The 25,819-nt window shown below is 59.7% G+C and carries 29 protein-coding genes; 10 read left to right on the forward strand and 19 right to left on the reverse strand.

Annotated features, from left to right (window positions below; all coding sequences use genetic code 11):
* Positions 1-30: 30 nt before the first annotated feature.
* The gene (locus IVB54_RS29460; protein ID WP_018454971.1) at positions 31-372 is read left to right on the forward strand and encodes a hypothetical protein; all 342 of its coding nucleotides are present in this window, start codon (positions 31-33) and stop codon (positions 370-372) included.
* Positions 373-600: 228 nt separating this feature from the next.
* On the opposite strand, the gene IVB54_RS29465 is transcribed toward IVB54_RS29460, so the two are convergent.
* The 3 genes from IVB54_RS29465 to IVB54_RS29475 all read right to left on the reverse strand — a co-directional run bounded on the left by IVB54_RS29465 (position 601) and on the right by IVB54_RS29475 (position 3,032).
* On the reverse strand, positions 601-2,190 hold the full coding sequence (locus IVB54_RS29465; RefSeq protein WP_247776553.1) for an IS66 family transposase: 1,590 nt from the start codon (positions 2,188-2,190) through the stop codon (positions 601-603).
* A 69-nt stretch (positions 2,191-2,259) separates the two neighbouring features.
* A complete protein-coding gene (gene tnpB, locus IVB54_RS29470; RefSeq protein WP_247383196.1) occupies positions 2,260-2,613 on the reverse strand; it encodes an IS66 family insertion sequence element accessory protein TnpB in 354 nt (117 codons plus the stop codon).
* Positions 2,610-3,032, reverse strand: a complete 423-nt coding sequence (locus tag IVB54_RS29475; protein WP_247383198.1) for a transposase — start codon at positions 3,030-3,032, stop codon at positions 2,610-2,612. The genes tnpB and IVB54_RS29475 overlap by 4 nt, the downstream gene beginning before the upstream one ends.
* A gap of 662 nt (positions 3,033-3,694) precedes the next feature.
* On the opposite strand from IVB54_RS29475, the gene IVB54_RS29480 reads away from it, so the two are divergent.
* Positions 3,695-4,204, forward strand: coding sequence for a hypothetical protein (locus IVB54_RS29480; RefSeq protein WP_247776554.1), 510 nt, complete (start codon positions 3,695-3,697; stop codon positions 4,202-4,204).
* A 32-nt stretch (positions 4,205-4,236) separates the two neighbouring features.
* Here the strand turns inward: IVB54_RS29480 and IVB54_RS29485 are convergent, their stop codons facing one another.
* Positions 4,237-4,581, reverse strand: coding sequence for a hypothetical protein (locus IVB54_RS29485; protein ID WP_247776555.1), 345 nt, complete (start codon positions 4,579-4,581; stop codon positions 4,237-4,239).
* Positions 4,582-4,986: 405 nt separating this feature from the next.
* On the opposite strand from IVB54_RS29485, the gene IVB54_RS29490 reads away from it, so the two are divergent.
* Together IVB54_RS29490 and IVB54_RS29495 are read left to right on the forward strand one after the other, a co-directional pair.
* A complete protein-coding gene (locus IVB54_RS29490) occupies positions 4,987-6,120 on the forward strand; it encodes an AAA family ATPase (protein ID WP_247776556.1) in 1,134 nt (377 codons plus the stop codon).
* Between the two features lie 3 nt (positions 6,121-6,123).
* Positions 6,124-6,858 (forward strand): DUF4435 domain-containing protein, encoded by a 735-nt coding sequence (locus IVB54_RS29495; RefSeq protein WP_247776557.1) that lies wholly within the window; start codon positions 6,124-6,126, stop codon positions 6,856-6,858.
* Between the two features lie 185 nt (positions 6,859-7,043).
* Here the strand turns inward: IVB54_RS29495 and hxsC are convergent, their stop codons facing one another.
* From hxsC to hxsA2, 3 genes are all read right to left on the reverse strand, one after another.
* Positions 7,044-8,264 carry a His-Xaa-Ser system radical SAM maturase HxsC gene (gene hxsC / locus IVB54_RS29500; RefSeq protein WP_247776558.1) on the reverse strand — a complete coding sequence of 407 codons (1,221 nt, stop codon included), beginning with the start codon at positions 8,262-8,264 and terminating at the stop codon, positions 7,044-7,046.
* Complete coding sequence (hxsB, locus tag IVB54_RS29505; protein WP_247776559.1) at positions 8,261-9,709, reverse strand: His-Xaa-Ser system radical SAM maturase HxsB; 1,449 nt, start codon at positions 9,707-9,709, stop codon at positions 8,261-8,263. Before hxsB ends, hxsC begins: the two co-directional genes overlap by 4 nt.
* 351 nt (positions 9,710-10,060) lie before the next feature.
* A complete protein-coding gene (gene hxsA2, locus IVB54_RS29510; RefSeq protein WP_247776560.1) occupies positions 10,061-10,345 on the reverse strand; it encodes a His-Xaa-Ser repeat protein HxsA2 in 285 nt (94 codons plus the stop codon).
* A 1,210-nt stretch (positions 10,346-11,555) separates the two neighbouring features.
* Between hxsA2 and IVB54_RS29515 the strand changes: the two genes are divergently transcribed.
* Together IVB54_RS29515 and IVB54_RS29520 are read left to right on the forward strand one after the other, a co-directional pair.
* The gene (locus IVB54_RS29515) at positions 11,556-11,897 is read left to right on the forward strand and encodes a response regulator (protein ID WP_346658624.1); all 342 of its coding nucleotides are present in this window, start codon (positions 11,556-11,558) and stop codon (positions 11,895-11,897) included.
* Positions 11,898-12,072: 175 nt separating this feature from the next.
* Positions 12,073-12,243 carry a hypothetical protein gene (locus IVB54_RS29520; RefSeq protein WP_198288278.1) on the forward strand — a complete coding sequence of 57 codons (171 nt, stop codon included), beginning with the start codon at positions 12,073-12,075 and terminating at the stop codon, positions 12,241-12,243.
* Positions 12,244-12,499: 256 nt separating this feature from the next.
* On the opposite strand, the gene IVB54_RS29525 is transcribed toward IVB54_RS29520, so the two are convergent.
* Positions 12,500-12,769, reverse strand: a complete 270-nt coding sequence (locus tag IVB54_RS29525) for a hypothetical protein (RefSeq protein ID WP_247776561.1) — start codon at positions 12,767-12,769, stop codon at positions 12,500-12,502.
* 370 nt (positions 12,770-13,139) lie between these two features.
* Here IVB54_RS29525 and IVB54_RS29530 point away from each other — a divergent pair, with 370 nt between their 5' ends.
* A complete protein-coding gene (locus tag IVB54_RS29530) occupies positions 13,140-13,409 on the forward strand; it encodes a DUF1488 family protein (RefSeq protein ID WP_247776562.1) in 270 nt (89 codons plus the stop codon).
* A gap of 625 nt (positions 13,410-14,034) precedes the next feature.
* Here IVB54_RS29530 and IVB54_RS29535 read toward each other — a convergent pair.
* Positions 14,035-14,763 (reverse strand): Crp/Fnr family transcriptional regulator, encoded by a 729-nt coding sequence (locus IVB54_RS29535; RefSeq protein WP_247565824.1) that lies wholly within the window; start codon positions 14,761-14,763, stop codon positions 14,035-14,037.
* A gap of 434 nt (positions 14,764-15,197) precedes the next feature.
* Between IVB54_RS29535 and IVB54_RS29540 the strand changes: the two genes are divergently transcribed.
* Positions 15,198-15,434: a hypothetical protein gene (locus tag IVB54_RS29540; RefSeq protein WP_247455975.1), complete on the forward strand. Its 237-nt coding sequence runs from the start codon at positions 15,198-15,200 to the stop codon at positions 15,432-15,434.
* Positions 15,435-15,530: 96 nt separating this feature from the next.
* Here the strand turns inward: IVB54_RS29540 and IVB54_RS29545 are convergent, their stop codons facing one another.
* From IVB54_RS29545 to IVB54_RS29560, 4 genes are read right to left on the reverse strand one after another with little or no spacing between them, the layout of a single operon-like run.
* A complete protein-coding gene (locus IVB54_RS29545; RefSeq protein ID WP_219683869.1) occupies positions 15,531-15,761 on the reverse strand; it encodes a hypothetical protein in 231 nt (76 codons plus the stop codon).
* A complete protein-coding gene (locus IVB54_RS29550; RefSeq protein WP_247776563.1) occupies positions 15,758-16,102 on the reverse strand; it encodes a hypothetical protein in 345 nt (114 codons plus the stop codon). The genes IVB54_RS29545 and IVB54_RS29550 overlap by 4 nt, the downstream gene beginning before the upstream one ends.
* The gene (locus IVB54_RS29555) at positions 16,103-16,369 is read right to left on the reverse strand and encodes a hypothetical protein (RefSeq protein ID WP_247336604.1); all 267 of its coding nucleotides are present in this window, start codon (positions 16,367-16,369) and stop codon (positions 16,103-16,105) included. It abuts the gene before it with no gap.
* 51 nt (positions 16,370-16,420) lie between these two features.
* A complete protein-coding gene (locus IVB54_RS29560; RefSeq protein WP_247412541.1) occupies positions 16,421-16,666 on the reverse strand; it encodes a hypothetical protein in 246 nt (81 codons plus the stop codon).
* Between the two features lie 47 nt (positions 16,667-16,713).
* On the opposite strand from IVB54_RS29560, the gene IVB54_RS29565 reads away from it, so the two are divergent.
* Positions 16,714-16,872: a hypothetical protein gene (locus IVB54_RS29565; RefSeq protein WP_247776564.1), complete on the forward strand. Its 159-nt coding sequence runs from the start codon at positions 16,714-16,716 to the stop codon at positions 16,870-16,872.
* On the opposite strand, the gene IVB54_RS29570 is transcribed toward IVB54_RS29565, so the two are convergent.
* From IVB54_RS29570 to htpX, 6 genes are all read right to left on the reverse strand, one after another.
* Positions 16,873-17,580, reverse strand: a complete 708-nt coding sequence (locus IVB54_RS29570; RefSeq protein WP_247776565.1) for a hypothetical protein — start codon at positions 17,578-17,580, stop codon at positions 16,873-16,875.
* Between the two features lie 273 nt (positions 17,581-17,853).
* A complete protein-coding gene (locus IVB54_RS29575) occupies positions 17,854-20,571 on the reverse strand; it encodes a hypothetical protein (protein ID WP_247776566.1) in 2,718 nt (905 codons plus the stop codon).
* Positions 20,572-20,636: 65 nt separating this feature from the next.
* Positions 20,637-20,846, reverse strand: a complete 210-nt coding sequence (locus IVB54_RS29580; RefSeq protein ID WP_247776567.1) for a hypothetical protein — start codon at positions 20,844-20,846, stop codon at positions 20,637-20,639.
* A 197-nt stretch (positions 20,847-21,043) separates the two neighbouring features.
* Positions 21,044-22,231 carry a tyrosine-type recombinase/integrase gene (locus IVB54_RS29585; RefSeq protein WP_247776568.1) on the reverse strand — a complete coding sequence of 396 codons (1,188 nt, stop codon included), beginning with the start codon at positions 22,229-22,231 and terminating at the stop codon, positions 21,044-21,046.
* A 312-nt stretch (positions 22,232-22,543) separates the two neighbouring features.
* Positions 22,544-23,185, reverse strand: a complete 642-nt coding sequence (locus IVB54_RS29590) for a tetratricopeptide repeat protein (RefSeq protein WP_026232851.1) — start codon at positions 23,183-23,185, stop codon at positions 22,544-22,546.
* A 134-nt stretch (positions 23,186-23,319) separates the two neighbouring features.
* Positions 23,320-24,252: a zinc metalloprotease HtpX gene (htpX, locus tag IVB54_RS29595; RefSeq protein ID WP_026232852.1), complete on the reverse strand. Its 933-nt coding sequence runs from the start codon at positions 24,250-24,252 to the stop codon at positions 23,320-23,322.
* A gap of 186 nt (positions 24,253-24,438) precedes the next feature.
* On the opposite strand from htpX, the gene IVB54_RS29600 reads away from it, so the two are divergent.
* Positions 24,439-25,740: a lytic murein transglycosylase gene (locus IVB54_RS29600; protein WP_247366961.1), complete on the forward strand. Its 1,302-nt coding sequence runs from the start codon at positions 24,439-24,441 to the stop codon at positions 25,738-25,740.
* Positions 25,741-25,819: the final 79 nt, after the last annotated feature.

Below are 25,819 nucleotides of genomic sequence, written 5' to 3' on the forward strand. Positions count from 1 at the left end.
CGATACCGTTTTCGAAGAGGATAGAACAACATGGCGGACGCCGACCTGGATGTCGTGATCCGGCAACTGGCCAGACAGCTGCATACGGGCCTGATGACCCGCGCCAAGGAGCGCCGGGATCGATTCAACGGCCTTGCGGCCAAGGCCAAGGGCAAGGAGACCGGCGACCGCTTCAAGATGATGGCCAAGGCCACCATGGAGCAGGCCGTTGCCGCCGCCAAGCGCCTGCAGATGTCCGCCGACAACGTCGCCGACAGCTACGCGCGGTCGATGCGGATCGCCGCCAGCACACCGGTCGCGGTGAAGGTGGAGAAGAAGGCGCCCAAGGAAAAGCCGGTGAAGAAGGCGAAGAAGGCCAAAACCAAGAAGTAGGAACGCACTTTCTTCCTTCTCCCCTTGTGGGAGATTCGCGCACAGCCTAACCGGTTGAAACGATGAGGAAAAGCTCGGCCGGTGTCCGTGTGGTGTCCCCATTACGGGGTTCCTGCACCGGCATCGGCCAAAGGATGCGCAAGCGCCGCGACGGAAGTCGAAGGTGCCCGAACCCAAACCACAATTCGTCAAATACTTGCGGACAAGCGTAAGCGCTTAGCCGCAACCCTATTGAGGCTGGCTTGACGTTTTGCGGAATCGCCACGGCATGAGGTCTTCGATGCGGCTATGGGGATGGCCGTCGATGATCGTCTCGAGTGTTTCGGCGATGTAGGCGGCCGGGTTGACGTCGTTGAGCTTGCAGGTGGCGACGATCGAGGCGAGCAAGGCCCAGTTTTCGGCTCCGACCTCATGACCGGCGAAGAGCGCATTTTTTCTGGTCAGGCAGACTGGCCGGATGGCGTTCTCGACAGGGTTCGTGTCGAGCTCGAGGCGCCCGTCTTCGAGGAAGCGGGTCAGACCTTGCCAGTGATTGAGCGCGTAGCGGATGTCCTCGGCGAGCGTCGAACCGCTGGAGATCATCGACAGCTGCTTCTCGAACCACATTTTCAAAGCGGCGACGAGAGCCAACGAATGCTCCTTTCGTGCGGCGAGCCGGATGTCCGGCGATGCACCGCGCACCATGGCTTCAATGGCGTAAAGCTGTGCGATGTGCCGAATGGCGGCCTCGGCGATCGGCGATTTGCTATTGCGGGCCAATTTGACGAAGCGTCGGCGCAAGTGGCTCCAGCAATGCACGAGCGTCCAAGGCCCTTGCAGTCGAGCGACTTCGGTCAGTCGATCATAACCGTCATAGGCATCGCATTGCAGGAAGCGTCCGCCAAAGCCATCCAGGAACTGCTCAGCGAAGGCACCGCTGCGACTGGGGGCATATCGGAACAGCACGATCGGCGGACTTGGGCCGCTGTGGCCGCGGTCGTCTGAGGCAATCGCCCAGAAGTAGCCTTTCTTCGTTTGGCCGCGCCCGGGATCGAGTACCGGCGCCTTGGTCTCGTCCATGAACAGCCGATCCGCCATGGCCAGGTGGTGGCGCATGTGGTCGGCGATGGGCTGAAGATGGAAGCAGGCGCGGCCGGACCAGTTGCCCAGTGTCGCCCGATCAAGTCGGATGCCCTGGCGCGCATAGATCTCGGCCTGACGGTAAAATGGCGTATGGTCGCCAAATTTGGAGACGATCACATGCGCGATGGCCGCTTCGGTCGGCAGCCCGCCGGGCACGACGTGCTCCGGTGCGTGCGCCTGCACGACGGGGCCGGAGCAGCGGCGACAGATGTATTTTGGGCGGCGTGTGATCAGCACGCGCCATTGCGCCGGGATCACGTCGAGGCGCTGGCTGACGTCCTCGCCGATCTTCGTCATGGCGCCGCAACCGCACGGGCAAAGCGTACTCGCAGGCTCGATGATCCGTTCCACCCGCGGCAAATGGGCAGGCAGGCAGCCGCGATTGCGATGAGAACCTTGATCCGGCGCGCTCCGCGATCGGCCCTTGATCACAGCCTCGGCTCTCTCCTGCGCCGCGTCCAGGATGCCTTGCGCGATCTCCACGTCTTCCAGCGGCAAGTGATACTGATCTGGCCGCAGCTTCTCGGACGTCGCGCCGAACTTCTCGCGTCGCAATTCGCCGAGAATGACCTCCAACCGACGCCGCGCCTCTTCCGACGTCGCCAGCGCCGCCTGATGTTCGCTCAAGGCCGCCTGCGTTTGCGCCAAAAGCGCTTTCAATTGTTCATTTTCGTCGCGCAGCGCCGCGATGCTCATGCGCTATTTCGAGCACATCGCCGCCGCGCGTGCCACATTCAAAATAGCTTCCGAGTCATTCTGCCGCAGTTATCCAGCCGCCTGGGGACGCCGCGCTTCTTCCGGGCGGACCAACCTCCAATCCAGCCCTTCGAACAAGGCAGCGAACATCGCGGGCGACATTCGCATCACGCCGTCTGCGATCGTTGGCCAAACGAACTTGCAACCTTCAAGACGCTTGTGCACCAACACCAGACCCGTTCGATCCCAGACCAAAATCTTGATCCGGTCCGCTCGTTTCGATCGGAACACGAAGGCTGCGCCGCTGAACGGGTCGAGACGAAGCATCTCCTGCACCTTCGCCGCAAGCCCATCGTGGCCACAGCGGAAGTCGATCGGCCGCGTCGCGATGTAAATCTTCAGATCGGCACCGGCCGCGATCATCGTGACGCTCGCATCGCGCGGATCACACGGGACAGCTGCTCGCCATCTATGGCTGTGTCCGTCCGCAGCACGACATCGCCGATCGCGATCTCGAGCTTGATCGCCGGAACCTGACGCTCCTCCAACGCACCTTCCACGACCAGCGGCGCGAATGTCGGCTGCGATGCCTCGCGCGGCGGCAACATGCCTCGCTGTCGAAACCGCCGCCGCCAATCGTAGATCTGCCAGCGCGTCGCTCCGTGCTTGCGCGCCACCTCGGACACCTGGGCACCGGGTAACAGACTCTCGGCGACGATCCGAGCTCTCTCGGCTTCCGAACGTACGCGGCGCCCCGATGGTCCTTCAAGAACCTCCAGCCGGCTCACCGACCCCCTCGTTGAGCCGTCCAAATGGACGTCCTTTTTGCTGTCCAATCCCATCCCAAACCTCCGTCCAAGCCGGAGGCTTCTTTCGCACGTTCATTCGAATTCTGAAGCAAGGGTATCGGCTTCGCGCTTACGGACAAGCTCGGCAATGGCTCGACTCAAAGTAGCGAGTCGGCCCACTACTATTGCACTACGGGTCCGCTAGCGCCGCCGTGCACCACGGCGTTAGGGACGATGCGGGCAACCTGTAGGCCTGTGGCCCGGCCCCAACGCACTCGCCATCAGACGGCGATCCAGCGGAAGGATACTCGGGGGTGACGCAGGGTCTCCTAGAGGCGGTTCTAGAGCGCCAATAGTGGGCCGATGCACCCATGAACGACGGCTTATTCGTTCGATGGGACGTTTAACGCAACCCTCACGGATTGCGCGCGCGTGATCCGAGGGCATCAGCAATGAAACCTCAGATCAGACTAATCATCAGCGTCAATGTTGCCGCCTGCCTGTTTGGCATCGCGGCGATAATAAAAGCGTTGATGTAACCCAAGGGGCGGGAGTTTGCTCAGGCAGGCTTCCGCTTCTTTGCTTCTTCACCTTGGGCTTTTCCTTCAACGGCTCATGAGGCTTCTTGAGTGCGCCACGTAGCGCAGCCTAGGAACGCTCTTGGGCCTCCTCATCGCTGACTCTTGCGTCATTTTTATCTGCCACGGGAGCCGTCCATGCCTGCTACCAAATTCTCTGCGATTGAGGCTGACCTGACCTCTCGCCTTGGACAGATTGCCATAAATACTGCGGTAATTGAAGAATGGCTTGGCCACATACTAGCGACACTAATCGATGCTGATCCGGGCGGCCTTCACGTTGTGACTAACGATTTGAGCATCGGCACGATTATCCAGTCTATCAAGACCGTAATCTCAATTTTTGAGCCAACCCGGCCCGACCTGTCGGAGCTTAGAGAGCTAATCGAGGATGCGGACGAAATACGCATTGAACGAAATGAATTTGTACATGGCCTTTGGGACCAAACAAATTGTGCACCTGGATCAGCCCTAGTCCAACTCACCAACTGGAAAAAGGCTGAGGTAACAAGGGAACGCCTTGTTACGACGGCGGAACTCCAAGAGCTTCTGGTTGATTGTGACGATTGGCTTGAGCGGTTCGTCATCCTTGGACGCAAGTTCGGCTTCCCCCGCCGGAAGGGGCAAGCCAAATCCATCTTTGCTTAGACCCTCGGGCGCGACGACATCGCCACTTTGGTCTACTTCCCCTTCCGCCGATATCGGCCGAGCGCCTCGGCGCTGCGCCCGGCGTAACCCTTCGCCCTCGCGATGTCGGCCTCGGTCAGCCTTGCCCTGATCCGCTGCCAGACCTTCCGGAACTGAGCCTTGGCGTCGTTGAGGCTGGCGCCGCCTCCGGCTTCGTCCGCCTTGCACGGCCTGCCGGCCAGCCAGCAATTCCACGCCCACAGCTCGGTGCCGGCTGAGCCGTTGGCCCGCCTGATGCGGCCGATGGACAGCCCGCGCCACAGCACCTCATAGTCGTCTTGGCAGCGCTCGCCGCCGATCACGGTGCCGCGCAGGGTCAGGGTCTCGTCGTCGGTCATACTGGGGATAAAGGGATTGCGTGGGTTGGGATCAAGCCTTCGATGAGCTGTAAAAGGCCCACAACGCCAAGCAAGCGTTCGGCAGCGAGCAAGGTAGCAACATGCGGTGGGTGAGTGCCCTAACCAGTTCCGCCTTTGCTAGAGGCGCGAATGACGGTAAGCGGCGAGCCTCCAATCCACCGATTAGGGATTACACCAGACGCCATTTGGGAATCCCAGCGATTCCGATTTGCATAGGCTGCGATTCGCGGGCATGAAGCTTGTCTCGTACGCACGACAGACACTAGGCCCCTCATCTTGCTGATGCGCAACGTCGTCCAAATTGCGCGGGCAATTTAACCTGTTATCTAAAGTTCTGCGGTAGAAACGTCTCTTCTCGGCCAAATTGGTACACGGGCAGCAAGCATGAGAATTGAGAGCTTCGAAGTCCTCGATCTGAACGGGCGCGAACACAAGCTAAGTGCTGCGTTCGGCCCTGGCGTAAACATTCTAACCGGCCGAAACGGCGCTGGAAAAACAAGTATCCTTAAGCTCCTCTGGTACATCATCAGCGGGAACATCTCCATCGCGCTCGACGAGGTCAATTTCCAGCGGGCAACGATCAAGACGGACATGTACGAAGTTACGGTTTTTCGAATCAACCGAAACACGTGCAAAGTCGAACTGACAATGCCCGGCCAAGAAACAATGCTCTTCGAGGACGAAAGCGATGACGACGAAAATTATCACATTGACGCGGAAATGCGCCCCAATCAGATGTTGCAGGAGTTGGGAGGATCAATTTTCTTCCCAACTTTTCGACGTATCGAAGGTGGCTTCACTTTGAACGCGACTCTAGCGCCACCATCGCTGCGCCCTTCCGTCAACGCTCCCCCACGCAAGAATGCCGTGGAAGAAGGTCTCCTCTTGCTTTCACGAAGACTCAGCAACGGCCCACACATGTTCGTGGCCGCAATATCGACTGTAGACATTGTGGGCCTTCTACTGCGTCAGTACACGGACCTTTCTGAGAAAGTTAATAGACATCAGCAAGAGACGTCGCAGAGCATCATTCAAATTATCAAGGATTTCAAATCTGATGAGACCGAAGTAAAGGAGATCAACAAGGCAAACGATGTTTTAGACGGCATAAGAGCGTCCATTGAAGAGATGGATCGTCAGCGCGCCATCGTCATGACTCCAATTGAGGGAATATCGACAGTAGTTGAGGGATTGTTCAAACACACCGGAATCACATTTGACAGACGCTTGAGCTTTGGTGACGCTGCGAGTGCGGTCAATTCAAACGCGCTTTCGGCTGGTGAAAAGCAAATGCTTAGTTTTGTTTGCTACAATGCGTTCTATCAGAACAGCGTCATCTTTATTGACGAGCCAGAGCTGAGTCTGCACGTTGATTGGCAACGACAGTTGTTTCCTATTCTGATGAAACAACAGTCTTCGAATCAGTTCATAGTTGCCACCCACTCGCCTTTTATTTACAGCAAGTATCCCGACGCCGAAATTAGCGTTGACCCGGATCGTGGTGATCAGGAAAATTAAGCAATGCCGACCGCGAACAAAGCTGAGCCCACCATCGACGAAGTGATTGCAACCTTAAATCACTCCAGTCTTCCTACGCTCGTAATTGAAGGCACGGACGACATCATCATCTTCCGGCGATTAGAAGAGCAGTCAGAGAACCTAACGCTTTCCGTGCTTCCGGTGGGTGGACGAAAGACGGTTCTAGCCCTCTTCGATCGACTTGCAGAGATTAAGTCAGAACAGGCTATCGCATTCGTCGCAGACAGAGACCTCTATGTCTTCACCGCAATTCCGGCGGAATACACTGCAGACAATCTGATTTTCACCGAAGGCTATTCAATCGAGAACGATGCGTTTCGCGACATTGATTGCGAGAGGCTTCTTGATGCCACTGAACGACAAACATTTATTGACGAGATGAAGCGTTTTTCTCATTGGTATGCATTAGCCGTTTCACGAGCGGGCGCCAAACTCAAAACCCATCCTAGTCGAATTTTGGACAATGCCGTCGAGTGGGCGCAGATGACGCAATTAAATCCTGCAGAAAGCTATCCGCAGGATATCTATGACAGCGTCATTGCAGATTATAACAAGCTCATCCGGGGAAAATCCCTCTTCGAACTTTTTTTACGCCGAATGCACGGCGGACGACCCGCCCAACACAATAAAAAAGCGTTGATGGAAATGGCCGCTACCGCTCCCGGCCCGTACATCAGGAGCTTGTTTGACAGAGCGGAAGCGCTTCTCGTGACGTGAACGCCTGTCTCTCGCACACGCATTTGAGACCTGAACGTCGATTGCCGCGCTCATCAAGCTCGCCCCCGCTACGGCGGTAACTTTCGAGCACCCCTCCCATTCGAATCACAGCTTCGCTATGCGGATCGCCGGGCCTGCCCCGGTTCAACGCCCGCATGATCCCGAGCCGAGCCGCCATCCTCGCGCTATTCCGCGTGGTCAACTGCTCGGCAACCTTCAGCCGATGCCCCGCGTGTGATTGCGCGTACGCCGCGACTGAACCGTGGACGTCCGGTCGTAAAGAATCCGCTACAGGTGTTCTTCTCGTCACACCGATCGCATTCTTCGACAAAACCATTTTTCCAGTCCGAGATAGACTGGAGCGCATGCGGCCAAGCTGACTTCGGAAGGACGCATTTCGGCAAGTTATAGATCGACACGTTGACGCCAGCGCCACTCAGGTGGTCAACGGCCTTGGCAAGGCCGTGGCCGTAGTCCACCGGATCCATCCAGAGCGTGGCATCATTTGCAATGGCAAAGCCCGTGTTTTCCAGACCCATTAACGCGACGTGATCGACAAATGGCAGATTACGGGCAATCCATCGGCCCGTGTCCTCGATGATCGGCGCGGTCAGCGCATGTAGGACAACGCGTATTTCGACGCGCTGTCCCCGGTCCTTCAGCTTAAGAATGCCCAGTAACGTTTCGTCGAAGGCGCCCTTGGCCTGAACGACGTGATCGTGGATATGATCGACCGACGCATAGACCGGGATGGCCGCCATCAAATTCGGATGGCTAATTTCCCTCCAGGCATCCACGATTTGCGAGTTCGCGAATGCGCGACCGTTCGTGAGCACTTGGATGGCGGTCGCCGGGAGCCGGTCGCGGCATTCCTTCAGGACAGCAATGAAGTCCTCCCAATCCGACAGCGTCTCTCCTCCAGTGAATGTCAGGGCACGCGTTGCTGGGTCAAGAAGAGGTAGGCTTTCTTTGATTTCGTCGAGAATCCACCGGTCATCGACATCTTTCGGCGGCTGCGAGCACATCAGGCAGTAATTGTTGCATCGCTCCGTGACCAGAAAGGAATTGTGTACCGAATTTCGGCGATACAGCGTACGGAATTTCCTCGACGCATGATCCAGGCCCATGACGTCGCCATCCGCGAGATAGTCATATTTCGGCGGCACCGCGAGTAACCGTCCTTTGAACGTGCCGGGTAGGTCGATCGCGCCGTCGGCGACGACGAAGATGGACGGCCAATCGGCTTCTATCGCGCGCCTGATTTCGTCTGGCGTTCTGGCGAGCGCGAAATCCGCCACATGACGTTCGGCGGCACTATCGACCGACCGGAGTCTAAGGACCGACCGAGCTTTGTCAGAGGAAAATCCAACGCTCTGGGAGGCCGTGCCGTAGAGAGGAAGGGTCATGCGGCGGCCCACCGTCGCAATATGGCAGCATCTTCCGGAGAGTTCTCCAGAATATCCAACAGCAGGCCCATGATGCCTTTCTGCCGGGCGCAAAACGCCGACAGAGGCTTGATTCCCAGCGCATCACCCTGCGTGGCGTGATGATAGACAGGATCCGCGCCGCAGTGGCTTTCATACACACAGGTCGAACATTCGGGCGCGCACTGGGTCAGTGACGACGAAATCGCGCCAATTAGCTTGTCGGACAGAATGAGAGAGTTGTAGCTGTCGTGTTCGACGTGACCGAGCCGGAAAGCGTCGTCACCGATCTCGGCAAGCATCCTGCCTTCATCCGAAGCGAAAACACTGCCGTCATAATTGTAGACGAGCGCGCCAAGCCCAGCGCCGGCCGGGCTACGCAAATCTACGTAACCGATCGGGCGATCCGAGAGCATCCGTGTGAGAAGCAACGCCGCATAAAACTCCCGGAACGGGGTACCCTGTCGGTTGATCTCCAGAACTCGGCGCAATCCTCGCTCGTAGAACGCAAGCCACTTCTGCGCGTCGTACTTGGCGAACTGCTTCGTTTTGATCGCAAATCCGAACGGAGAAAGCGGGCGCAGGAAGATGCCATCCAGCCCCAATTGGAGATATTCGTCGATGATCTCATCGACGCGGTCGAGGCTCGCCTCCGTGGTAGTCATCAAGGCCCCGATCCTGTCGGCACCTAGAATCTCCTTGGCTCGTCGGATTCCAGCAACAGCTAGTTCATAACTGTTCGCACCGGGTCGGGGACGGTTCTTGTTGTGCAGATCGGCTGGACCGTCGAGGGAGGTTGAGAGCAGTACGTTGTTCTCTTTGCAGAAATCGAGAACGGTTTCGTCCAACAAGGCCAAGTTTGAGGCGATGACGAAGTCGAGCTTCTTGCCGGACCGTTGCTGCGCAGCGGCAACAATCGTTCTGATCAGCGGAAAATTGAGAAGGGGCTCTCCCCCCTGGAACTCAATCTTGATGCGGGCGGCAGGACTGGCGAAGGCGATGTCCAACGCACGCATCGCGGTTTCTTCGCTCATGTCGAAGCGCGAGCGGTCGGTGCTTTGGCGGGAGACCTGGCAGTACGGGCAAGAGTGTTCGCACCGTAGCGTTACGACAAAAATATGCAGCGGGGTTACTTGTTGCAGGAACGACATCCGGCTTCTCAGCCGCGCTGCTAAAAGCTGCCGTTGGGCTTTCTGGTTGGTCCCGGTGACAAGATGAGCCGCGTACGCCTTTTCGTAGAGGCCGTCGCCAGGGCGTATCCGAAGGTCGACTAGCCTGTTCAGCTCATCTTCAGTCAAGCGAATGAAATCACCGACCATGTTGGCGACGAGGTACTGGCTTCTTCCGATGCGCTCAAGATTGAATGGCAGCAACGAAAGATCTTCTGCCGCCGCGCCGAAGGCGTCAGGAGGTAGGAAACGTGCCATGGTGCTCCGGCTGAACTTTATCCGCCATCATTGTGGGTAGCGGCCAACGACCCGAAGGCAAGTGCAAGAATGACGTTCCGGACGCCTTCGGTCTTCTCAGCCACCCGAGTTCGCAAATTCTCGTCGGCGACTAGGTTTAGGAACCGTTCCTTCAGGTCGTCCGGACTTAATGGCGCGCCTTTTTGCGGATGAGCGGTGGGAGCAAGACGGCAGACATAGCGCTCGCCCACCCGGTTAACCCGGCAAGTCGCCGTTCCGATCAGACGATAGATTGCCGCGTCCAACGCCCCGAGGCTTTGGACGCTTGAATCGAAATCGACAGTTACCTCGACCGGAGACGCCGCAAGATCCTTAGCGGCTAGAGGCATGTGACGAATGGGATGCATGTGACGCATGCGATGAGTGCCCCGCAACAATCGTCCCGTCAGGCTGTTTGGTCATCACGAAGCCGAGAAGATCCTCGCCCGCCTGAAAGTGCGCGTTAGGCGCAGGCTTCGCATGCAAATCCTGCTTCACCGCCGACGTTACGTCGTCATTGAGGACCGTCGGCTTGGCTTCTGCGCCGTGCACCGAGAGACCAGTAAGTGACGCAAGCGCCGCGCCAAGCGAGAGCAGTATTTTGGATTTGTCAGTCACTTTATCCCCCACAGGCCAAGAATTTGAAGTATGCGCCATCTACAACTTAAAGAGGTGACGAGTCCATAGCGTTTGTTCAATAATTGAGCATCCGACGTGGCGTAGCCTCCTGAAATCCCCAGCTCTATCGCTCATCAACGTGCCGGCGGCGAGCTACTGCCGGTCGTGGGTGTGGACTAGGGCACACTCATGAAGCGGCGGCCGCCTGATGTCCGGGTTTGCCGCCAACATCGGCCAAAGAGCGGGTGGGCTCCGAGGTCGCAGATGGGCCAATACCGGAAGTAGCCAACTTGTTCGATCACCCCTGTCGATGCGGACGCTGAACGTCAGCGAAAATTCGAGCGATGCCGCTCCCGGCATCATCTTCCCCACGCTAGGTGACTACCTATCCAAATGCCGCGATTGCAAGCACAACGGCGGCGACGAGGATCGGACCTGCATCGGAGAAAAAGGGAATCATGTGGCTGACCTACGCACTGCCCGATGATCATGAACCTAGAAATATCGCCACGGACAAGCACGCGCAATCTGTGCGCTAGGAACTTTGTTCAATCTCATGATCGTTCTAACATTTGCACTGACGCAGACAGGACAGAAGAACCAAGACTCACTTGCGATTACCCTCGGACCCGGACTGGGATTGTAACCGCACATCGTTCGATGACATTGAAAACCGTCACAAGCATCATAACCCATGAATGCAATTTCAGGGGCGGGATAACCTGAACAATACACTTTCGTTCCAGTCCAGCATTTGCCACCGTTCCCTTTTGAATCACTCTTCACGTATGTCATTCCCAGATCAGTGCAGTCTGCTGGCGACCCATAGCAAAATGGGGCTGTCCCGATCCACATCCCTGACTCCGCAAATGCATCTCTGCTTAGCAAGATAGCGGTTAGTGCGAAGACTATCCTGAATAGGATCATAGAAGCCTCCCTACCTGTAAGAGATGTGGAGGGGGCACCAGGTGGATACCCTGAGACCCACCGCAGAAGATATTTGAGCAACCAGAGACGCCTGTAAAGAAAAGATCCGCATGTCGCACGACTTACCAGTGGTCAGTCGCACTGCGCGTCGCAAGGCCCAGTGATGACATCAGCGCCCGCAGACTTTCCGTGATCCAGATCAAGGGATTGGCCTACCCTTGGGGGCCATATACGCCTAGGCAGGCTGGACATGGCTATGATGGCGCAGCGGACAGTTGTGGTCGTGATCGACGACGATGCGAGCCTTCTGAAGAGCGTGGCGCGGCTGTTGGCGTGCCACGGCATTGAGAGCCGGACGTTCGCCTCGGCCGAGGCGTTGCTTGAGAGCGACAGCGTGCAGACGGCAACCTGCTTGCTGCTTGACATTCACCTCGGGGGAATTTCGGGGATCGCGCTGCAGCGCCGGCTTGCGGCATCGGGATCGAAGTGGCCGGTCATCTTCATGACCGCGAGCGACGACGAGGCCACGCGCAATGAGGCGATGGACGCCGGATGCATCGCCTATTTACGCAAGCCGTTCGCACAGGATGACTTGCTGAATGCCCTATCGAAAGCTCAGGCTTAGCAGGCGCAGCCAGAACAAGAACGTTCGGGGGCGCTACGTCGGTTTGGCGTCCAGAGGGGCGGTCCAACCTTGCGCTCTGCCGGGTCCGGTCTAACCCTGACACCCGACTTATCCACGGGCGGCGGGATGATATGATTATCTGCGGCTAAACGTCCGATGCGCAACGGAGTGTTCGATGGCGAAGGAGATCAAACAACTGCGGAAGCAAGCTGAAAAGGCCGCGCGCGCTGCAAAGGCAGTCGCAGATGCTGAGGTATCTCAGGAACTACAAGCCTTAGCACGCGCCTTCAAAAGCCAAGCCGACGTTCTGAAGTCAAAAAGGCGAGCAGGCAAGAAGAGACGGTGAACTTGATCCTTGAAGAACAGCTGTAGAATACTTTGCGATTGGTTGCGCAAGCAGGCTTCATTTATCCTGTTCTCGCCGAAGGAGGTGATGACCTTCGCATGCTGCCCTTGTCGCTGCGGAAAGAGCAACTTGGCACATCTGCTGGCGCGGCGTCCTGAAGGTGTCTTCATCAATCCTTTTAAACGCGGCGAGCTTGGGCCTGATCTGTTTCGCGCTTGCTTGCGGGCAAAGAAAGAGGCCGCCCGCTGCGGCGGCCTTAGTTCATCCGTTGCCGTAGCTGGTCCGTGATTGCGCGCTGATCGTCCGCGTGTTCTTGTGCCACCCGGCGGGCTTCCAGGCCGCGCTCATCCGATTGGGTGGTGAGATCGAAGATCATCTGCGCTTGGCGAGCCAACTCCTCGAAGTTCTTCGCAGCTTGACGGAGCGAGTCTCTGGTGCTCGGATATTGGCAGTTATCCGCTTTAGTGTGGAACTCCTCCGCACGCATAAGCCAATATTTCGGTGGGTGCATACGCTCCGCGCCCATAGGCCAATCCCTCAATGAGCCGTTTCAGGCCCTTAATGCAGGTTAAGTGGGAAGGTTCCCGGATGCACCTTAAAACAGCAAGGCAGGCGGCTGCTCAAATTAAACTGGCCATCTCGGAAAGCGACCGGGCATCATCGGCCGGAGCGATCGAGAACCCGCGATAGGAACGATGCCCATCAGCCACTCTTGGTTCTGCATGCGTTTCAGACGCATGAGGCTATCGGTTCGGTAGCCGGGAGCGGCCTCAGCCCTAGGTCGTGCCACCTTGGCCTGGGGCCGTTCTTTGGGCTGAAGGCTGAGCTGCGATGAGGGTGAGCTTCATCCCAGCTCGGCCGCGATTTATCGAAGACTGAGCGACGGACTTCCCGAGATGCCACTTACCTCTGATCCATCTGGCGAGTTCGATGCCGCGAACAACGAAGCGTTGTTCTTTGCGATGTTCGCGGGCGACGACCGCATTGATTGTAGAGTGGATATAACCGCCCTGCGGGATCGCGCTGCGGCAGACGGAACCAGCCCAAGCGACGTTATCGAGACGTTCAAGAGGCATCGCTCGACGATTGAGCGGATCGCAAGTGAACAATACGACACCGGCGCAACGATGCCCGTTGTGCGAACGCATCAGCTTACGCCGCAGTAGCGCGTTCGGCCTTCCTGTCTAGGTCAACGAATGGTCGATCTTGGCGGCTGCAGCCTCGCCAATACCCTGCCGTCGGCAGCTCTGACGGCAATTGCCTTGTTGAGCATGGCCGCCTTTTTTTCCCAATCCGCAAAGCTTCTAGCTCGTCCTCGGCATCCAGGGCCATGATCGAGCTTTCTGGACAAGCGACCTCACCGCATTCCCGCCAACGTCCGGGGTCAACAGGATAGCTCTTCAGGGCACCGCTCCATCGGTTTATAGGCCACTGTGGCCGTAAGCAGGCCCACCCGGACCGCGGAGACGGCCCCGGCTTCAGGGGGCTGTTATAGGCCGGGGCCGCTCCGCCAGCTCGGATGACCGAGCGAGACAACAAACCAACTACTGAGAGCAGGTTCCTAACCGGAGCGTCAGCAGGTCCTCGCGGCGTCAGCAGCCGCAGCGCGAAGTATCAACGATACATAACGGCAAATTAGCGCATCCGCCTGAACTTAGGACCTGCCGTTGCAGTGCGCCAACCGACCCATTGGACCACGAGCGGCGCTTGTTTCAGTTTTCGAAGAGGTCGCCCACTGAGGGCGGCCTTACTTTCCAGATTGGCCTGATAGGCTGTGAGGCGCTGAGTTTTCTAACCGCTTGGCGTCAGATGGAGATAGGTGCGATCGAACCCTGCCAGCTCTTCCAAGCGTTCCTGGTCGAGCAAGTTGAAGCCGGATTTGTCCGTTTCGACCAACCGTTCCCCGCGCAGAGCTTGAAGTGTACGGTTCGTATGGACCACTGAAAGTCCCAAGCAATCGCCAAGATCAACTTGAGTGATGGGCAAGCTAAACTCTCCGCCGCGAGTGCGCCCGATTGCTTGAAGCCGCTCGTGCACTTCGATCAACAGGTGAGCCATTCTCTGCAGGGCGGCCCGCCGCCCGACATTCACGATCCATTCTCGAAAGATAGAACCATCGATCAGCGTCTCTCGCCACAAGGCCGCGGCCAGGTGCGGCTGTCGCGCCGTTACCTCCGTCAGCTCGGCATGCGAAATGAACCCAAGCGTGCAAGGCGAGAGGCTGACCAGATCATGGTCCATGATCCCGAGGTGAAGGCTTTGAAGGTCAGGTATGTCGCCGGGAATATGCAAGGACAGGACCTGTCGCTCTCCGTCGGCCGTGGTTTTCGACCGCGAGGCAAATCCCTCAACGATCAGACAGCACTCGCCGGGACGACTGCCGTCCGCCACGATGATTTCACGGGCGCCAAGATGCCGCTCACGAATCCGCAGGCTCTGAATGGCGCGGATGTCTTCGCCATCCAGGTGGTTCGATACAGCGAGTTTCGTAATGAGCGCTGACGCAAGATTTGCCGGCATCGGATCACCCTCATGCGACCTGAATGACGACAGCCACTCCGGCCTGATAGGCGGGAGTCGCTTGAACTCTCAGCGCCGGCGCCCAATGGTATCTGCCGGGCATAGACAATAACTTATCAGGAATGAAACCGGTCCTGCGACTTCAGTCGCTTTGGTTAGTTAAGCGCGAGCCCATTGATCCAGGTTAAGAAAGTACCGCAGATTGCATCAATCGCTAAGGCCGACCGCCAGGACCGCACGCGGGACAAGGCGACACCTACATCGATGCCACTTTTTCGGTTTTTTGATCTCTATACGGGCCTCCCCATGCGGTCGGTGCGTCGTTGACCAATGGACAAACGATGCGCCCGCCACCAAGCCGCCCGAATCACGTCCCGTTACTAAGCATTGACTCGCGCGCAGCGTGGATAGCCCAACAGACAGGGCGGACTACTATGGCCGATGCGAACTGGGACGACTTGGATAGGTTTGAACAAAGGCTGCTGATCAAGTTGTTCGGCGGCGGCTCAACGCGATACGATGATCCGGTGGTTGTTGAGGGTCTTCGACGCCGTGGCTTTGTAGACGAAAACAACCAACTTTCCGTGCCAGGGCTGCGTGTTTTCGCCGTTGCTTTCCGCGAACAGCAAGCAAAAGCCCGATCCCATTTGGCTATCCGGACAAGCCACTGAGTCAGAGCCGCCGCAACAACCGATGACGCCGCCGCCACTGTCGCCATCCATTCGGTTGCTTTTGCTGCCGTTCCTGAAGACGTGCGAGGGATGCATCTAGTGTCGTTCCGTCGATTGCGCCGTCGTCGCACCGAACGCGCGGATGGCGACCTCCTGCGTTGCCCACATGCGCCACTCTTCGAGATCACCGGCATAGCGCAGCATCGATTTGCGAAATGCCGCATCATCAACGCTCATGCCTTTGTCGAGCAGCAGGTAATTTCCATGCTTGACCAATGCCTCGTTCCGACGATCGATAAACAATTGCTGTGCCTCTTCGAACGTCATTTCGAGCCTCCGCGCTTAACTGCCAATTTCCAAATTCTGTTTCCGCCTTCACCAGGCCGGACCCCAGTCGAGTCAAGCTCGGAATGCCAGACACTTCCCCCGTGCGTGACGAAGGAACCCGGCGGATACGTCCGCGATGCATCCCAAATGCCCAAGTACCGCAGTGTCGGGCGCGACTCGAGTTCCTTGATCCGCTCTCTCAGCGGCGTGATTGCTGCCAGGACGAAATCGCCGATCACCGGTGCCAGCGATTTGACGAGGCCTTCGATCTCGGCTCGCCGTTGTGGCGAGACTCGGGCTTCGATCGCACGGCGCTCTTCGAGAGTTGGAACGTTCGTCATTTACACGTGCTTGATGTTGGGAGCTTTCCCATGGCGTCGCTCATACGCAAGCGACAGCCGAGCTTGCTCGCGGACCAGCGCGCGACACGCGCGCATGTTGCCAGGATTATCGCGGCGCCAGAGCAGTTCGCGGATTTGTTTGGTTATCCGATTGATGGCAACCAAATCATCGGCTTCCGGCAAAATGCGAACCACCGAACGCCCCATCTTGCGGGCAACCAAACGGCGGCCAGTTTCTAGGTCCGTCGCTGATAACTTGACGACCATTGTCGTCTCCTCATTATTTCGAAGTCGACCTTCAAATAGCAGATCGCGACCTCAACCTTCGTTACGCTGTAACTTGCGGTGCTGTTTCTGCAACGCCAGCTTCAAAGCTTGGGCGAGTGCTCGCGCATCCTGCTCGTCCCACTCCGCCAATGTGCCCTGGCCGCGAAGCCAGTCCTTGTCGTCCCAGTCGAGATCGACGGCAATTCGCGTAGCGCCGCTCGCCTTGCGCGCGCGGTGTGCCCGCATGCGCTGGGCGGCGGCCGTCGGTGCAAGCTGCGCCTTCGCCTTTGTTTTCACGGTGGCCTCCTAAATGCCGTCAACTCCCGTCTAGGAATCTGATCCCATTGCACAAGGACCAGCCGGTGCGGTTCTCGGGGCTTTGCAGGCCGGTTTCGAGTCCACCCGCCCCGGTGTGCTGGCTTTCGATCCGCTGCGCCACCCGCGAGGGCGTACAGATCACGCAGCCGTTCAAGACCTTCATCGCGGCCCGCGAATACGGTTGATCAGCGATCATCGATTTCTTGAGCCATGCGTTGCAGACACATTGACGCCGTCTCCATCGCCTGCACGACGCAAAAGTGGCTCTCTTCATCGATCTTGTTCGCGGCGTGCCATGACTGGATACGCGCGCAGAATTCCGTGGTGTATTTCAGCAGCTCGTTGTGGAAGGCGCCCGCCTGCTTGATGACGTTCATGTCGATCTTCGGCGGCTTCGGCAGCTTGCGCGGCTCCGGCTGCGCCTCGTTGGCATGCTGCGGGCTCGGCTCAGGCATCTTGCGCGCCTTGCCGTCCTTGCCGATGCGCTTTTCAACTGGGGAATGATCCCCAGTTCGCGCGCGGGCTTTCGCGACAGTCTTATGATCGACTCCGATCTCTTCCGCGATGGCGCGATCCGATTTCTGCGGATGCGCTGCAATCGCGGCCCTCGCGACCTTGTGCGCAGGCACGTAGGTCATCAGCTTTTCAAGCTCTTTGCGGGGGCGATCGAAATAGTCGTACACGAATTGCTTCCAGCTCTGATTGTCAGCCTCGACGCGGGCGCGCAGCGTCACGAGCATCTCGCCCGCCTCCCTCCGGTGGTTGGCGGAGTCGTTGTCGTTCTGATCTGCGAGCCGCAGCTTGATGCTGATCGCTTTCACGACATCAACGAGCGCCGCGCTTTCATGCTGCGAAACGACTTTCTTCAATGCCGAGACGTTTGCTATTGCCATTCTTCACACTCCAATGATTTCTTCGGCAACGCCGACCTCGACGACGCCGTGACCGGTGACGTGACCTGACCCGAAAATCCCCTCTTTTCTACAAACCCCTCTTTTCTCCTCTCCTCTCCTCTCTTGCTCTTCAATTTCTTCATCTCTTCCAGCAAGAGAGTAAAATGGGTCACTAGTGTCACGACGGCTCAAAAGACGATTACGATCAGATGCTTGAGTCCGTGACCGTGTTCGTGACCAAGTCTCCTCGTTTTCGCTATTTCGGGTCACTGGTCAGTGACCCGGAACAGCATCATCATCGTCATCCTGGTCACTAGTGACCCGATTTGTGTGCCGCGCGCGCATCTTGATCACGCTCTCGCGCGCGTCCCAGGTCGGCGGGATCAGCGAGTTGACCTCGCGATCCGGCGCCGTGGCGGTGGGGATCTTGCCCTCGAACAGCCGGCTCCCGTACGCGGCCCTGTGGTAGCGCAGGCCGCGCTTGTTGAGCGCGATGCCGCAATAATAGCGGCTGGTTCTGTCGCGCATCTCCTTCCGATGCATGCCGATCCGGCCGTCTCCCATGGCCTTGAGCGCCTTGCTGATGGCTTCGTTCGTCGGCAGGCGCCGGTCCTCGCCCTTCAGCTCCAGCCACCACGCAGAGTGCGCGAGACAGAAGTCGGAAGTCTTGAGCCGCGCCATCGGGTCGAACTCGATGCACTCCTCCAAGAAGCCCGCCACGAGGTTGCTGTCCTGATGGATCGCTGTGGCAGTCTCGGCGATGCTGTCGGTGGTCGCGATCGAACCACGGTCCAGCGCCCTCCGCAGGCCCGCCATCGCCCAATTCAGGATGCCCGGCAGCTCGGCCGCCACGACGAATTCGCCAGGGCTGGCGAAGCCCTGCCGGATCGCTTCAGCCGCCGTGCCGATGGGCCGCTTGTCGTCGAACGCGCGGGTCACCTCGATCACGATCATGCGGCTGACGATGGCCCGCGTCGCCTCCTTGAACTGCGGCTGGAAGTTGGTCGCCCAGAAGATCGGCGAGCGCACGATCTGCTGCATCATGGGACCGTTCTTGATGTTGATCTGCACCGGCTCGCCCGTGACGATGGCCTTGACCGTGGCCGACATGTGCCATTGCGGCCCGAATGCTTCGTGCAGCACCCACGGCGCCCGCCGCACGAACGGCATCAGGCCATGCGTGCCGTCAACCGTGCCGATGCCGGCCGTAATCGGCTTGTTGCCGAACAGCCCACTGACCACCTCCAGCACGCCAGACTTGGCGCGATTCTCGTTTCCCCAGAACACACAGGCTTTGCGCAGGCCGCGCGCCTTCTTATCGATCAGCGCGGCGCCGATCAGCTCCTGCACCACGCCGACGAGATCGCGCTGCTCGTCGGCCGGCTTGTCGCCGAACATGTCACCGACCATGGTTTCCCACCACGGGCATTTGGCGTCGCCCTGGTACTCGACCTCGACCCGCCACGTGCAGAAATGATCCGGTCGCGCCGGCTCCAGCGCGCCGGTCTTGGGATCGATCAGCCCGGAGCGCGTCGGGATTTTGCCATGCTGATCCCAGGGCAATTCGCCGTCGCGCCACAGCTCGGGCCGGCGCAGAATCCAGTTGCGCGTCTCGCTGATCAGCCTCGTCGCGGTCTTATAGCCGAGCGCTTCGCAGTTGTGCTCGATTCGCACGTCGAGCCATTTGGTCTCGGCGCGCAGCTCCCAAATGCCGTTGGCGTAGAACCATGCACCGTCCTTGGTGTTGATCAGCTCCTCGCCCTCGCTCGCGAAATGCGCGATGACCGCCTTGCCGATCGCGATGTGCAGCTCGTGCGGTTTGGGCGGCGCCGGCGTGGGCAGCTTGACCACATTGCCCCCACGGGCAGTGCCGGTCGCCTGCTGCTCGACCTCGAAGTTGGCGACTTCACTCTCGACGACCTTCAGCTCAGCCTGGGCGCGCTTCTTCTTCTCCTCCGGCGGATGCTTCCTCATCCAGTCCTCGCACATCTTGACGAGGCCGCGTTCCTCGCGCCGCCAATTCCAGCGGCTGCCATAATCGCCTGCCGCGCGCTCGGTGTAGGCGAGCACGGTGGCGACGACCTCATCCTTGGGCACGCCGGAATTGAGCAGCGCCGCCGTGCATTGCAATTGGGTCTGATGCACCGAGGCGTCGCCGCCGGCCATGAACATCATGTTTTCGAGGCGCTGCTGCACGTCGATCGGCGGCTTCAGGTTGAAGCGCTTGGCGTACTCGGCAAAGAAGTCGAGCATATCATTGCCGGTGCCGGCCGGGTTCGCATGCTCGCGCTCCTTGCGCAGCATCACGGGCGATTGCTCACTCAGCCATTCTTCCAATTCTTCGAGGTCATAGCGGCGATCGGGATGCAGCTCGATGATCTCGACCGGGACCAACTCGCCGTTCTTGCTGTTGCGCGAGCCGGGCAGTCGCATCACGCGGCTGACCTCGCACACCGCGAGATCGCCGGCCATGACATCGGCGAGCTGGCGATAGAACGCCTCCAGGCGGTCTTTGTTCGCCTGGGTGTCGACCGGTTCCTTGAAGAAATAATAGACGTGGATTCCGTTGCCGGAGAATACGATCGCGCTCGGCTGATACTTCAGCCGCTTGAGCTGCTTCAGCACCTCGGCGCGCGGATCGGCGCCGAGCCCGTCGACACCTTTGAAGTCGATGTCGGTATGGCCCGCGTTGGTCTCCTTGCAATTCTCCTTGTTGCGCTTCTGCGTGCCCTCGCGCTGTGTCGAGACGCAAACGAACGTGCCGCGCCCGTTGATGTCCCACTTCTCCATGAAGTCTTGGACGTGCGCGAAATTGCGGCCGATGATGTGGCGCTCGGCGCCCTCCATGCGCTCATTGGTGAATGAGCAGATGTAAGCCGGCCCGGTGGTGTTGGCGAGGAGTGCTTTCAGGAACTCGATCGGGCCGATGGCCTGCGGGTTCGTGCTGTTGGCTTGCGCGCACGCGGGCGCCCTTGTATCAGTGACAACCATTCTAAAAATTCCTGAGATGACGATTGAGAGGCGGCTGGCAGGCCGCCTTTTCAGCGACTACGCGACTACGCCACATTCTCGCGAGCACGACGCCACGCTGCGGCAGCCTCGCGCGAGATCAGCACGCGCCTGCCGACGTTGAACGTCGCGGGCATCAGGCCCTTCGGCTTCAATTTATAGAAGAGCTGCGAGCTGATCCGATTACGCGTGCAAAACTCGTCAACACTGTAGGCGTCGGCGTCATCCGGACCGTTCGGTCGCATCGGAGAGTGCATCAGTATGCTCCTTATAATTTTCGGTGAAGCCAGGTGACCTCACCGCATGAGGAGCAGTATTAATAACGCCGCGTTTGCATTTGTCTGCAACAGCAAGGAACGCGCTGCTCGATAAGACACCTTTAAGATCAGGAACTGTTCGAAAAGACACGCAGCGTCAGGCGTGGATGGTCACAGCACCACAATGAAGAGAAGCCTCAAGCGGCACGGCACCTCGTGCTGGATGTGACGCTCGTCTCGAGATCGAGTAACGCCGCCCGCGTCAGCGATTCACTTGGATCGCCAATGATGTACCGGCTGTAGTTCTTCTCGATCATCGCGACCGATGTGTCGTGGTGAGCGGCAACAACGCGGGTCGGCACGCCTTTCAGCAGGTGCCGGACGATCGAACAGTGCCGCAGAGCATAGGGCGTCACCTCCGGGCCAAGCCCGAGACTTTCGACGACCGGACGGAAGCTCGTCGCCAAGTTCCACATCTTGTCGAACATCGAATCATGCCCGGCCCGGCCGGCAACCTGCTTACGCAGCGCCTTAGCCAACCGTGTCGAGATCGGCAGCGGCCGATATTCGATCTTGCGGTTCTTGCCCTTGCGGCTGGTCGGCATCATCAAGCGCGCCGCGTTCAGATGATCCTGCAAATCGGCTGGCGTCAGCTTGAACACCTGACTTTCACGAGCGCCGGTCTCGGCCAGAACGTCGATCAGCAAGCCGAAGTCACGATCCTCATCATACGACCCGGTAACTAGCGCGGCGACGGTTTGATCGGGCAGGATCACGTTGCGAGCGACCTCGCTATCGGGCAGCTTCCTGAGGCCATTCTTCCATGCGGCGGCATTGGTGATGCGCTTATCGTTCCTGGCAGCCAGCGCGAGCGCGGCCTTGAGCGAACGGCCGATGCGATCGGCGGATGAGGGCTTTAGGCCGGCCTTGACCAGGCCGGCGCGCCAGTCGCGCAGCTCCCGCTCGGTCAGCAGTGCGACCGCCTTGCTCTTCAAGGCGTCGGTCAGATGTAGGCGGAGCTGGGTGGCGTTGTATTTGCGTCCGCCGCGAGTTTCGAGATCGGCTTCATATGCATTGATGGTCTCGGCGACACTGATCGGCTGCTCGGTGTTGCCTTCGCCGGCACGCGCCAACATCTTGGCGCGCTCCAGCGCTTGCCAATATGACATGACGCTTTCGCCGTTGGCGTCTTCGTGGTCGTCGGCGAGACCGAACCGCTTGAGCCAGCCATGGCACTTCACCGACCACGTGCCGGGACCAGTGTTGCGACGATATGCGAGAAAGATGCCGGGCGCGATCAGCGCGGTGTATGGCTTCTTACGTGTCGCGAGCTTCAAGCGCGCAGTACGGTTTTCCAGAAATGACGAGCGGGTGCGGCGGGCCATGGTGTCCCTCGAAATGTCCCCAAAATGGGGGTGGGTCGGGATGGCACCCATCGTACCTGAATAGGAATAAGATAAGCAAACACAATGAGTTATGTGAGCTGTATGGGTCTGTATAGGTCGCTATGGACTTCGGTTTCTCCCCTTGTGGGAGAAGGTGGCGTGAAGCGCCGGACGAGGGGTGGTTTCCGCGAATTCAACTGCAGCAGACTCACGCGCGGAGAGATACCCCTCACCCGTCTCGCCGCTTCGCGGCGAGCCACCCTCTCCCACAAGGGGAGAGGGTTGCAGCGGCGCACGCAGCTCTAGATATCTCTACCGCCCTGGCGCGGCGAGCCGGGTCGGCTCGGCGCTCGCGAGTTCAGCGAGTTTTGCGCGTGCCGCGTCGCGGGTGCGGGCATCCTTGCCGGCGGGCAGCGCCAGCGCGGCTTCGAAATCGGCGCGCGCTTCATTCGCCTGGCCACGCGCCAGGAAGGCGAGGCCGCGATCGAGCCGAGGCTGCGCATCGGAGGGGTCGAGGCGGACCGCGGTGTTGTAGCTCAGGATCGCGCGATCGAGATCGCCGGCGGCCGCGAGCGCGAGACCGCGCTGGTGATAGGGCGCGGCGTGCCTGGGATCATGCGCGATCGCCTCGTCGTAATCCTCGATGGCAAGTTCGAGGTCGCCGTTCTGCCGGCGCGCCAGCGCCCGATCGCGATAGAGCGAGGCACGGTTGGGATTGAGATGGATGGCCTCGTCGAAATCCGCGATCGCCCGCCGCCAGTCGCCGTGGCGCAACGCGATCCGTCCGCGCCCCTCATAGGCGAACGCGATCAGCGAGCCGCGCAGCGGCGAGAAGCCGATCACCGCCGAACAGATGTCGGGCTCGTCCTCGTCTCCGCAATTGACGACGGTGTGCGTGGACAGGCCAATCAGCACGCCCACGACGATCAACAATGGTACTGCAGCTTTGGTCATCTTCGACGGTGGCAGGCAGAGGGCCGGCCACGCATCCCCTTTCGCAGGAACTGTCACGGCAGGGTGTTAACACCGGCCGGGACCGTCCTGTGTGCGACAGGTCACAAAGCGTGCAAATTAGAGCCGCTGCTGCGTCAGCCCCAAGGCCCGCGCGAGGAGGAGCGGCCCCACGGGCTCCGCGGCGGATAGTTCTCATTGGCGCCGACCGACGGCGACGCCTGCGCACCAAGCTCGGCTGCGAGCTGCTGAAGCGCCGCGATGCGATTTTGCGTCGAGGGATGGGTGGCAAACAGATTGTCCACGCCGTGGCCCGACAGCGGATTGATGATGAACATGTGCGCGGTGGCTGGATTTCGTTCCGCCTCGAAATTCGGGACCTGATGCGCCGCGCTTTCGATCTTCACCAGCGCCGATGCCAGCCACATCGGCTGACCGGCGATGCGTGCGCCGAGATTGTCCGCGGCGTATTCGCGGGTGCGGCTGATCGCCATCTGCACCAGCATGGCGCCGATCGGGGCGAGGATCATCATCAGGATCGAGCCGACGATGCCCGGGCCGTTGTTGTCGCGGTTGCCGCCGAAGAACATGCCGAACTGCGCCAGCATCGAGATCGCACCGGCAATGGTCGCGGTCACAGTCATCAGCAGCGTGTCGTGGTGCTTGATATGAGCGAGCTCGTGCGCGATCACGCCCGCAAGCTCCTCGCGGCTGAGCTGGTGCATCAACCCGGTGGTGACCGCAACCGCGGCATTCTCGGGATTGCGCCCGGTGGCAAACGCGTTGGGCTGCGGCTCGTCCATCAGGAACACGCGCGGCATCGGCAAGCCGGCGCGGGCCGCTAGCTCGGCCACGAGCCCGACCAGCTCCGGTGCGCTGCTGCGGTCGACCTCATGGGCGCCATACATGGACAGCACCATCCGGTCGGAGTTCCAGTAGGTGAAGAGATTGGTCGCCGCGGCAATGACGAGCGCAATCATGGCGCCGCCGGCACCGCCGATCAGATAGCCGACGCCCATGAACAGGGCGGTGAGGCCTGCGAGCAGCATTGCGGTACGAAGATAATTCATGGCCGTCTCCCGAGGCCGGCCGTAGCCGCTGGAGGCGTTGCGGGCCGGCGAGCATGAGGTAGGGATGACCCCGGCCCGCCCGCAAGGTTTCAAGGTGCGTCGCGGAGCCGCGGCACTGGTTTGAGGTCAATCGTTCCATTAAGCTTGGCCGAGAATCCAAGCGTCTCCTCCCCTTGCGGAAACCTCATGCTCCAGACCCGATTTGCGATCGCGGCCGCCGCCCTGCTCACGCTCGCCCTTCCCGCCTCTGCCCAGTTCGCGCCGCCGCCGGCAAAGCCCGCGGCTCCCAGGGCCACTGGGCCCTCGCCGCGCGCGGCGTCGTGCCATAACGGGGCGAACTTCGATCGCTTCCTGGTCGACGTGAAACAGCAGGCCGTTGCCGCCGGCGTGTCGCAGCGGACGATCGCGGCGGCCTCGCCTTACCTCGTCTACGACCAGGGCATCGTCAATCGCGACCGCGGCCAGCGCGTGTTCGGCCAGCTCTTCACCGAATTTGCCGGCCGCATGGCCGCGCCCTATCGCATGCAGAACGGCCAGCAACATATCAAGCAACATGCGGCCGCGTTCGCACGCGCGGAAAAGGAATACGGTGTGCCGCCGGCAGTGATCGCCGCGTTCTGGGGACTGGAGAGCGATTTCGGCGTCAACATGGGTAATCTGCCGACACTGAAATCGCTGGTGTCGCTGGCCTATGATTGCCGCCGCTCGGAGATGTTCGTGAACGAGACCATCGCCGCGCTGAAGATCATCGACCGGGGCGACCTGCAACCGGACGAGATGGTCGGCTCCTGGGCCGGCGAGCTCGGTCAGACCCAGTTCCTGCCCGTGCATTACGTCAACTACGCCGTCGACTATGACGGCGACGGCCGACGCGATCTCCTCCGCAGCGAGGACGACGTGATCGGCTCGACCGCGAACTACATCGCCAACGGCTTGAAGTGGCGGCGCGGCGAGCCGTGGCTGGAGGAGATCAAGGTGCCGCAGAACCTGCCGTGGGATCAGACCGACCTCACGGTGCAGCTGCCGCGCTCAAAATGGGCGCAGCTCGGGGTTACCTATCCCGACGGCCGGCCGCTGCCGAACGACAATCTCGCGGCCTCCGTGCTGCTGCCGATGGGACGCTTCGGTCCGGCCTTCATGGCATACCCGAATTTCGCGGCCTACACCGAGTGGAATAACTCGCTGATCTATTCGACCACCGCGGGCTATCTCGCCACCCGCATCGCGGGCGCGGCTCCGATGCGAAAGCCGTCCACACCGGTCGCGCAGCTGCCATTCAACGAGCTCAAGCAATTGCAGCAGCTTCTGGTCCAGGCTGGCTTCAATGTCGGCAAGGTCGACGGCGTGCTGGGCCAGCAAAGCCGCGCCGCGGTGAAGGCGATGCAGATCAAATACGGTCTGCCGGCCGATTCCTGGCCTTCGGCCGAACTGCTCGCTCGCATGCGTGGGGGCACGGCACAGGCGCAGCCAGTGGGGACGATCCGGTAAGCACCAGGATCGCTGTCATGCCCCGCGAAAGCGGGGCATCCAGTACGCTGCGGCCTTCAATCACAGCTGCTCGGAGTAC

Source organism: Bradyrhizobium sp. CW1, from assembly GCF_023100665.1.
GTDB lineage: Bacteria > Pseudomonadota > Alphaproteobacteria > Rhizobiales > Xanthobacteraceae > Bradyrhizobium > Bradyrhizobium canariense_D.

Coding starts and splice junctions, on each gene's coding strand:
- IVB54_RS29490 (WP_247776556.1), top strand. CDS start 4,987: ATGAGAATTGAGAGCTTCGAAGTCCTCGATCTGAACGGGCGCGAACAC.
- hxsC (WP_247776558.1), bottom strand. CDS start 8,264: ATGACCCTTCCTCTCTACGGCACGGCCTCCCAGAGCGTTGGATTTTCC.
- IVB54_RS29540 (WP_247455975.1), top strand. CDS start 15,198: ATGGCCGATGCGAACTGGGACGACTTGGATAGGTTTGAACAAAGGCTG.
- IVB54_RS29550 (WP_247776563.1), bottom strand. CDS start 16,102: ATGACGAACGTTCCAACTCTCGAAGAGCGCCGTGCGATCGAAGCCCGA.
- tnpB (WP_247383196.1), bottom strand. CDS start 2,613: ATGATCGCGGCCGGTGCCGATCTGAAGATTTACATCGCGACGCGGCCG.
- IVB54_RS29580 (WP_247776567.1), bottom strand. CDS start 20,846: ATGCACTCTCCGATGCGACCGAACGGTCCGGATGACGCCGACGCCTAC.
- IVB54_RS29530 (WP_247776562.1), top strand. CDS start 13,140: ATGCCACTTACCTCTGATCCATCTGGCGAGTTCGATGCCGCGAACAAC.
- IVB54_RS29585 (WP_247776568.1), bottom strand. CDS start 22,231: ATGGCCCGCCGCACCCGCTCGTCATTTCTGGAAAACCGTACTGCGCGC.
- IVB54_RS29485 (WP_247776555.1), bottom strand. CDS start 4,581: ATGACCGACGACGAGACCCTGACCCTGCGCGGCACCGTGATCGGCGGC.
- hxsB (WP_247776559.1), bottom strand. CDS start 9,709: ATGGCACGTTTCCTACCTCCTGACGCCTTCGGCGCGGCGGCAGAAGAT.
- IVB54_RS29460 (WP_018454971.1), top strand. CDS start 31: ATGGCGGACGCCGACCTGGATGTCGTGATCCGGCAACTGGCCAGACAG.
- IVB54_RS29535 (WP_247565824.1), bottom strand. CDS start 14,763: ATGCCGGCAAATCTTGCGTCAGCGCTCATTACGAAACTCGCTGTATCG.
- IVB54_RS29480 (WP_247776554.1), top strand. CDS start 3,695: ATGCCTGCTACCAAATTCTCTGCGATTGAGGCTGACCTGACCTCTCGC.
- IVB54_RS29525 (WP_247776561.1), bottom strand. CDS start 12,769: ATGGGCGCGGAGCGTATGCACCCACCGAAATATTGGCTTATGCGTGCG.
- IVB54_RS29590 (WP_026232851.1), bottom strand. CDS start 23,185: ATGACCAAAGCTGCAGTACCATTGTTGATCGTCGTGGGCGTGCTGATT.
- IVB54_RS29575 (WP_247776566.1), bottom strand. CDS start 20,571: ATGGTTGTCACTGATACAAGGGCGCCCGCGTGCGCGCAAGCCAACAGC.
- htpX (WP_026232852.1), bottom strand. CDS start 24,252: ATGAATTATCTTCGTACCGCAATGCTGCTCGCAGGCCTCACCGCCCTG.
- IVB54_RS29495 (WP_247776557.1), top strand. CDS start 6,124: ATGCCGACCGCGAACAAAGCTGAGCCCACCATCGACGAAGTGATTGCA.
- IVB54_RS29545 (WP_219683869.1), bottom strand. CDS start 15,761: ATGACGTTCGAAGAGGCACAGCAATTGTTTATCGATCGTCGGAACGAG.
- IVB54_RS29555 (WP_247336604.1), bottom strand. CDS start 16,369: ATGGTCGTCAAGTTATCAGCGACGGACCTAGAAACTGGCCGCCGTTTG.
- IVB54_RS29600 (WP_247366961.1), top strand. CDS start 24,439: ATGCTCCAGACCCGATTTGCGATCGCGGCCGCCGCCCTGCTCACGCTC.
- IVB54_RS29465 (WP_247776553.1), bottom strand. CDS start 2,190: ATGAGCATCGCGGCGCTGCGCGACGAAAATGAACAATTGAAAGCGCTT.
- IVB54_RS29520 (WP_198288278.1), top strand. CDS start 12,073: ATGGCGAAGGAGATCAAACAACTGCGGAAGCAAGCTGAAAAGGCCGCG.
- IVB54_RS29475 (WP_247383198.1), bottom strand. CDS start 3,032: ATGGGATTGGACAGCAAAAAGGACGTCCATTTGGACGGCTCAACGAGG.
- IVB54_RS29570 (WP_247776565.1), bottom strand. CDS start 17,580: ATGGCAATAGCAAACGTCTCGGCATTGAAGAAAGTCGTTTCGCAGCAT.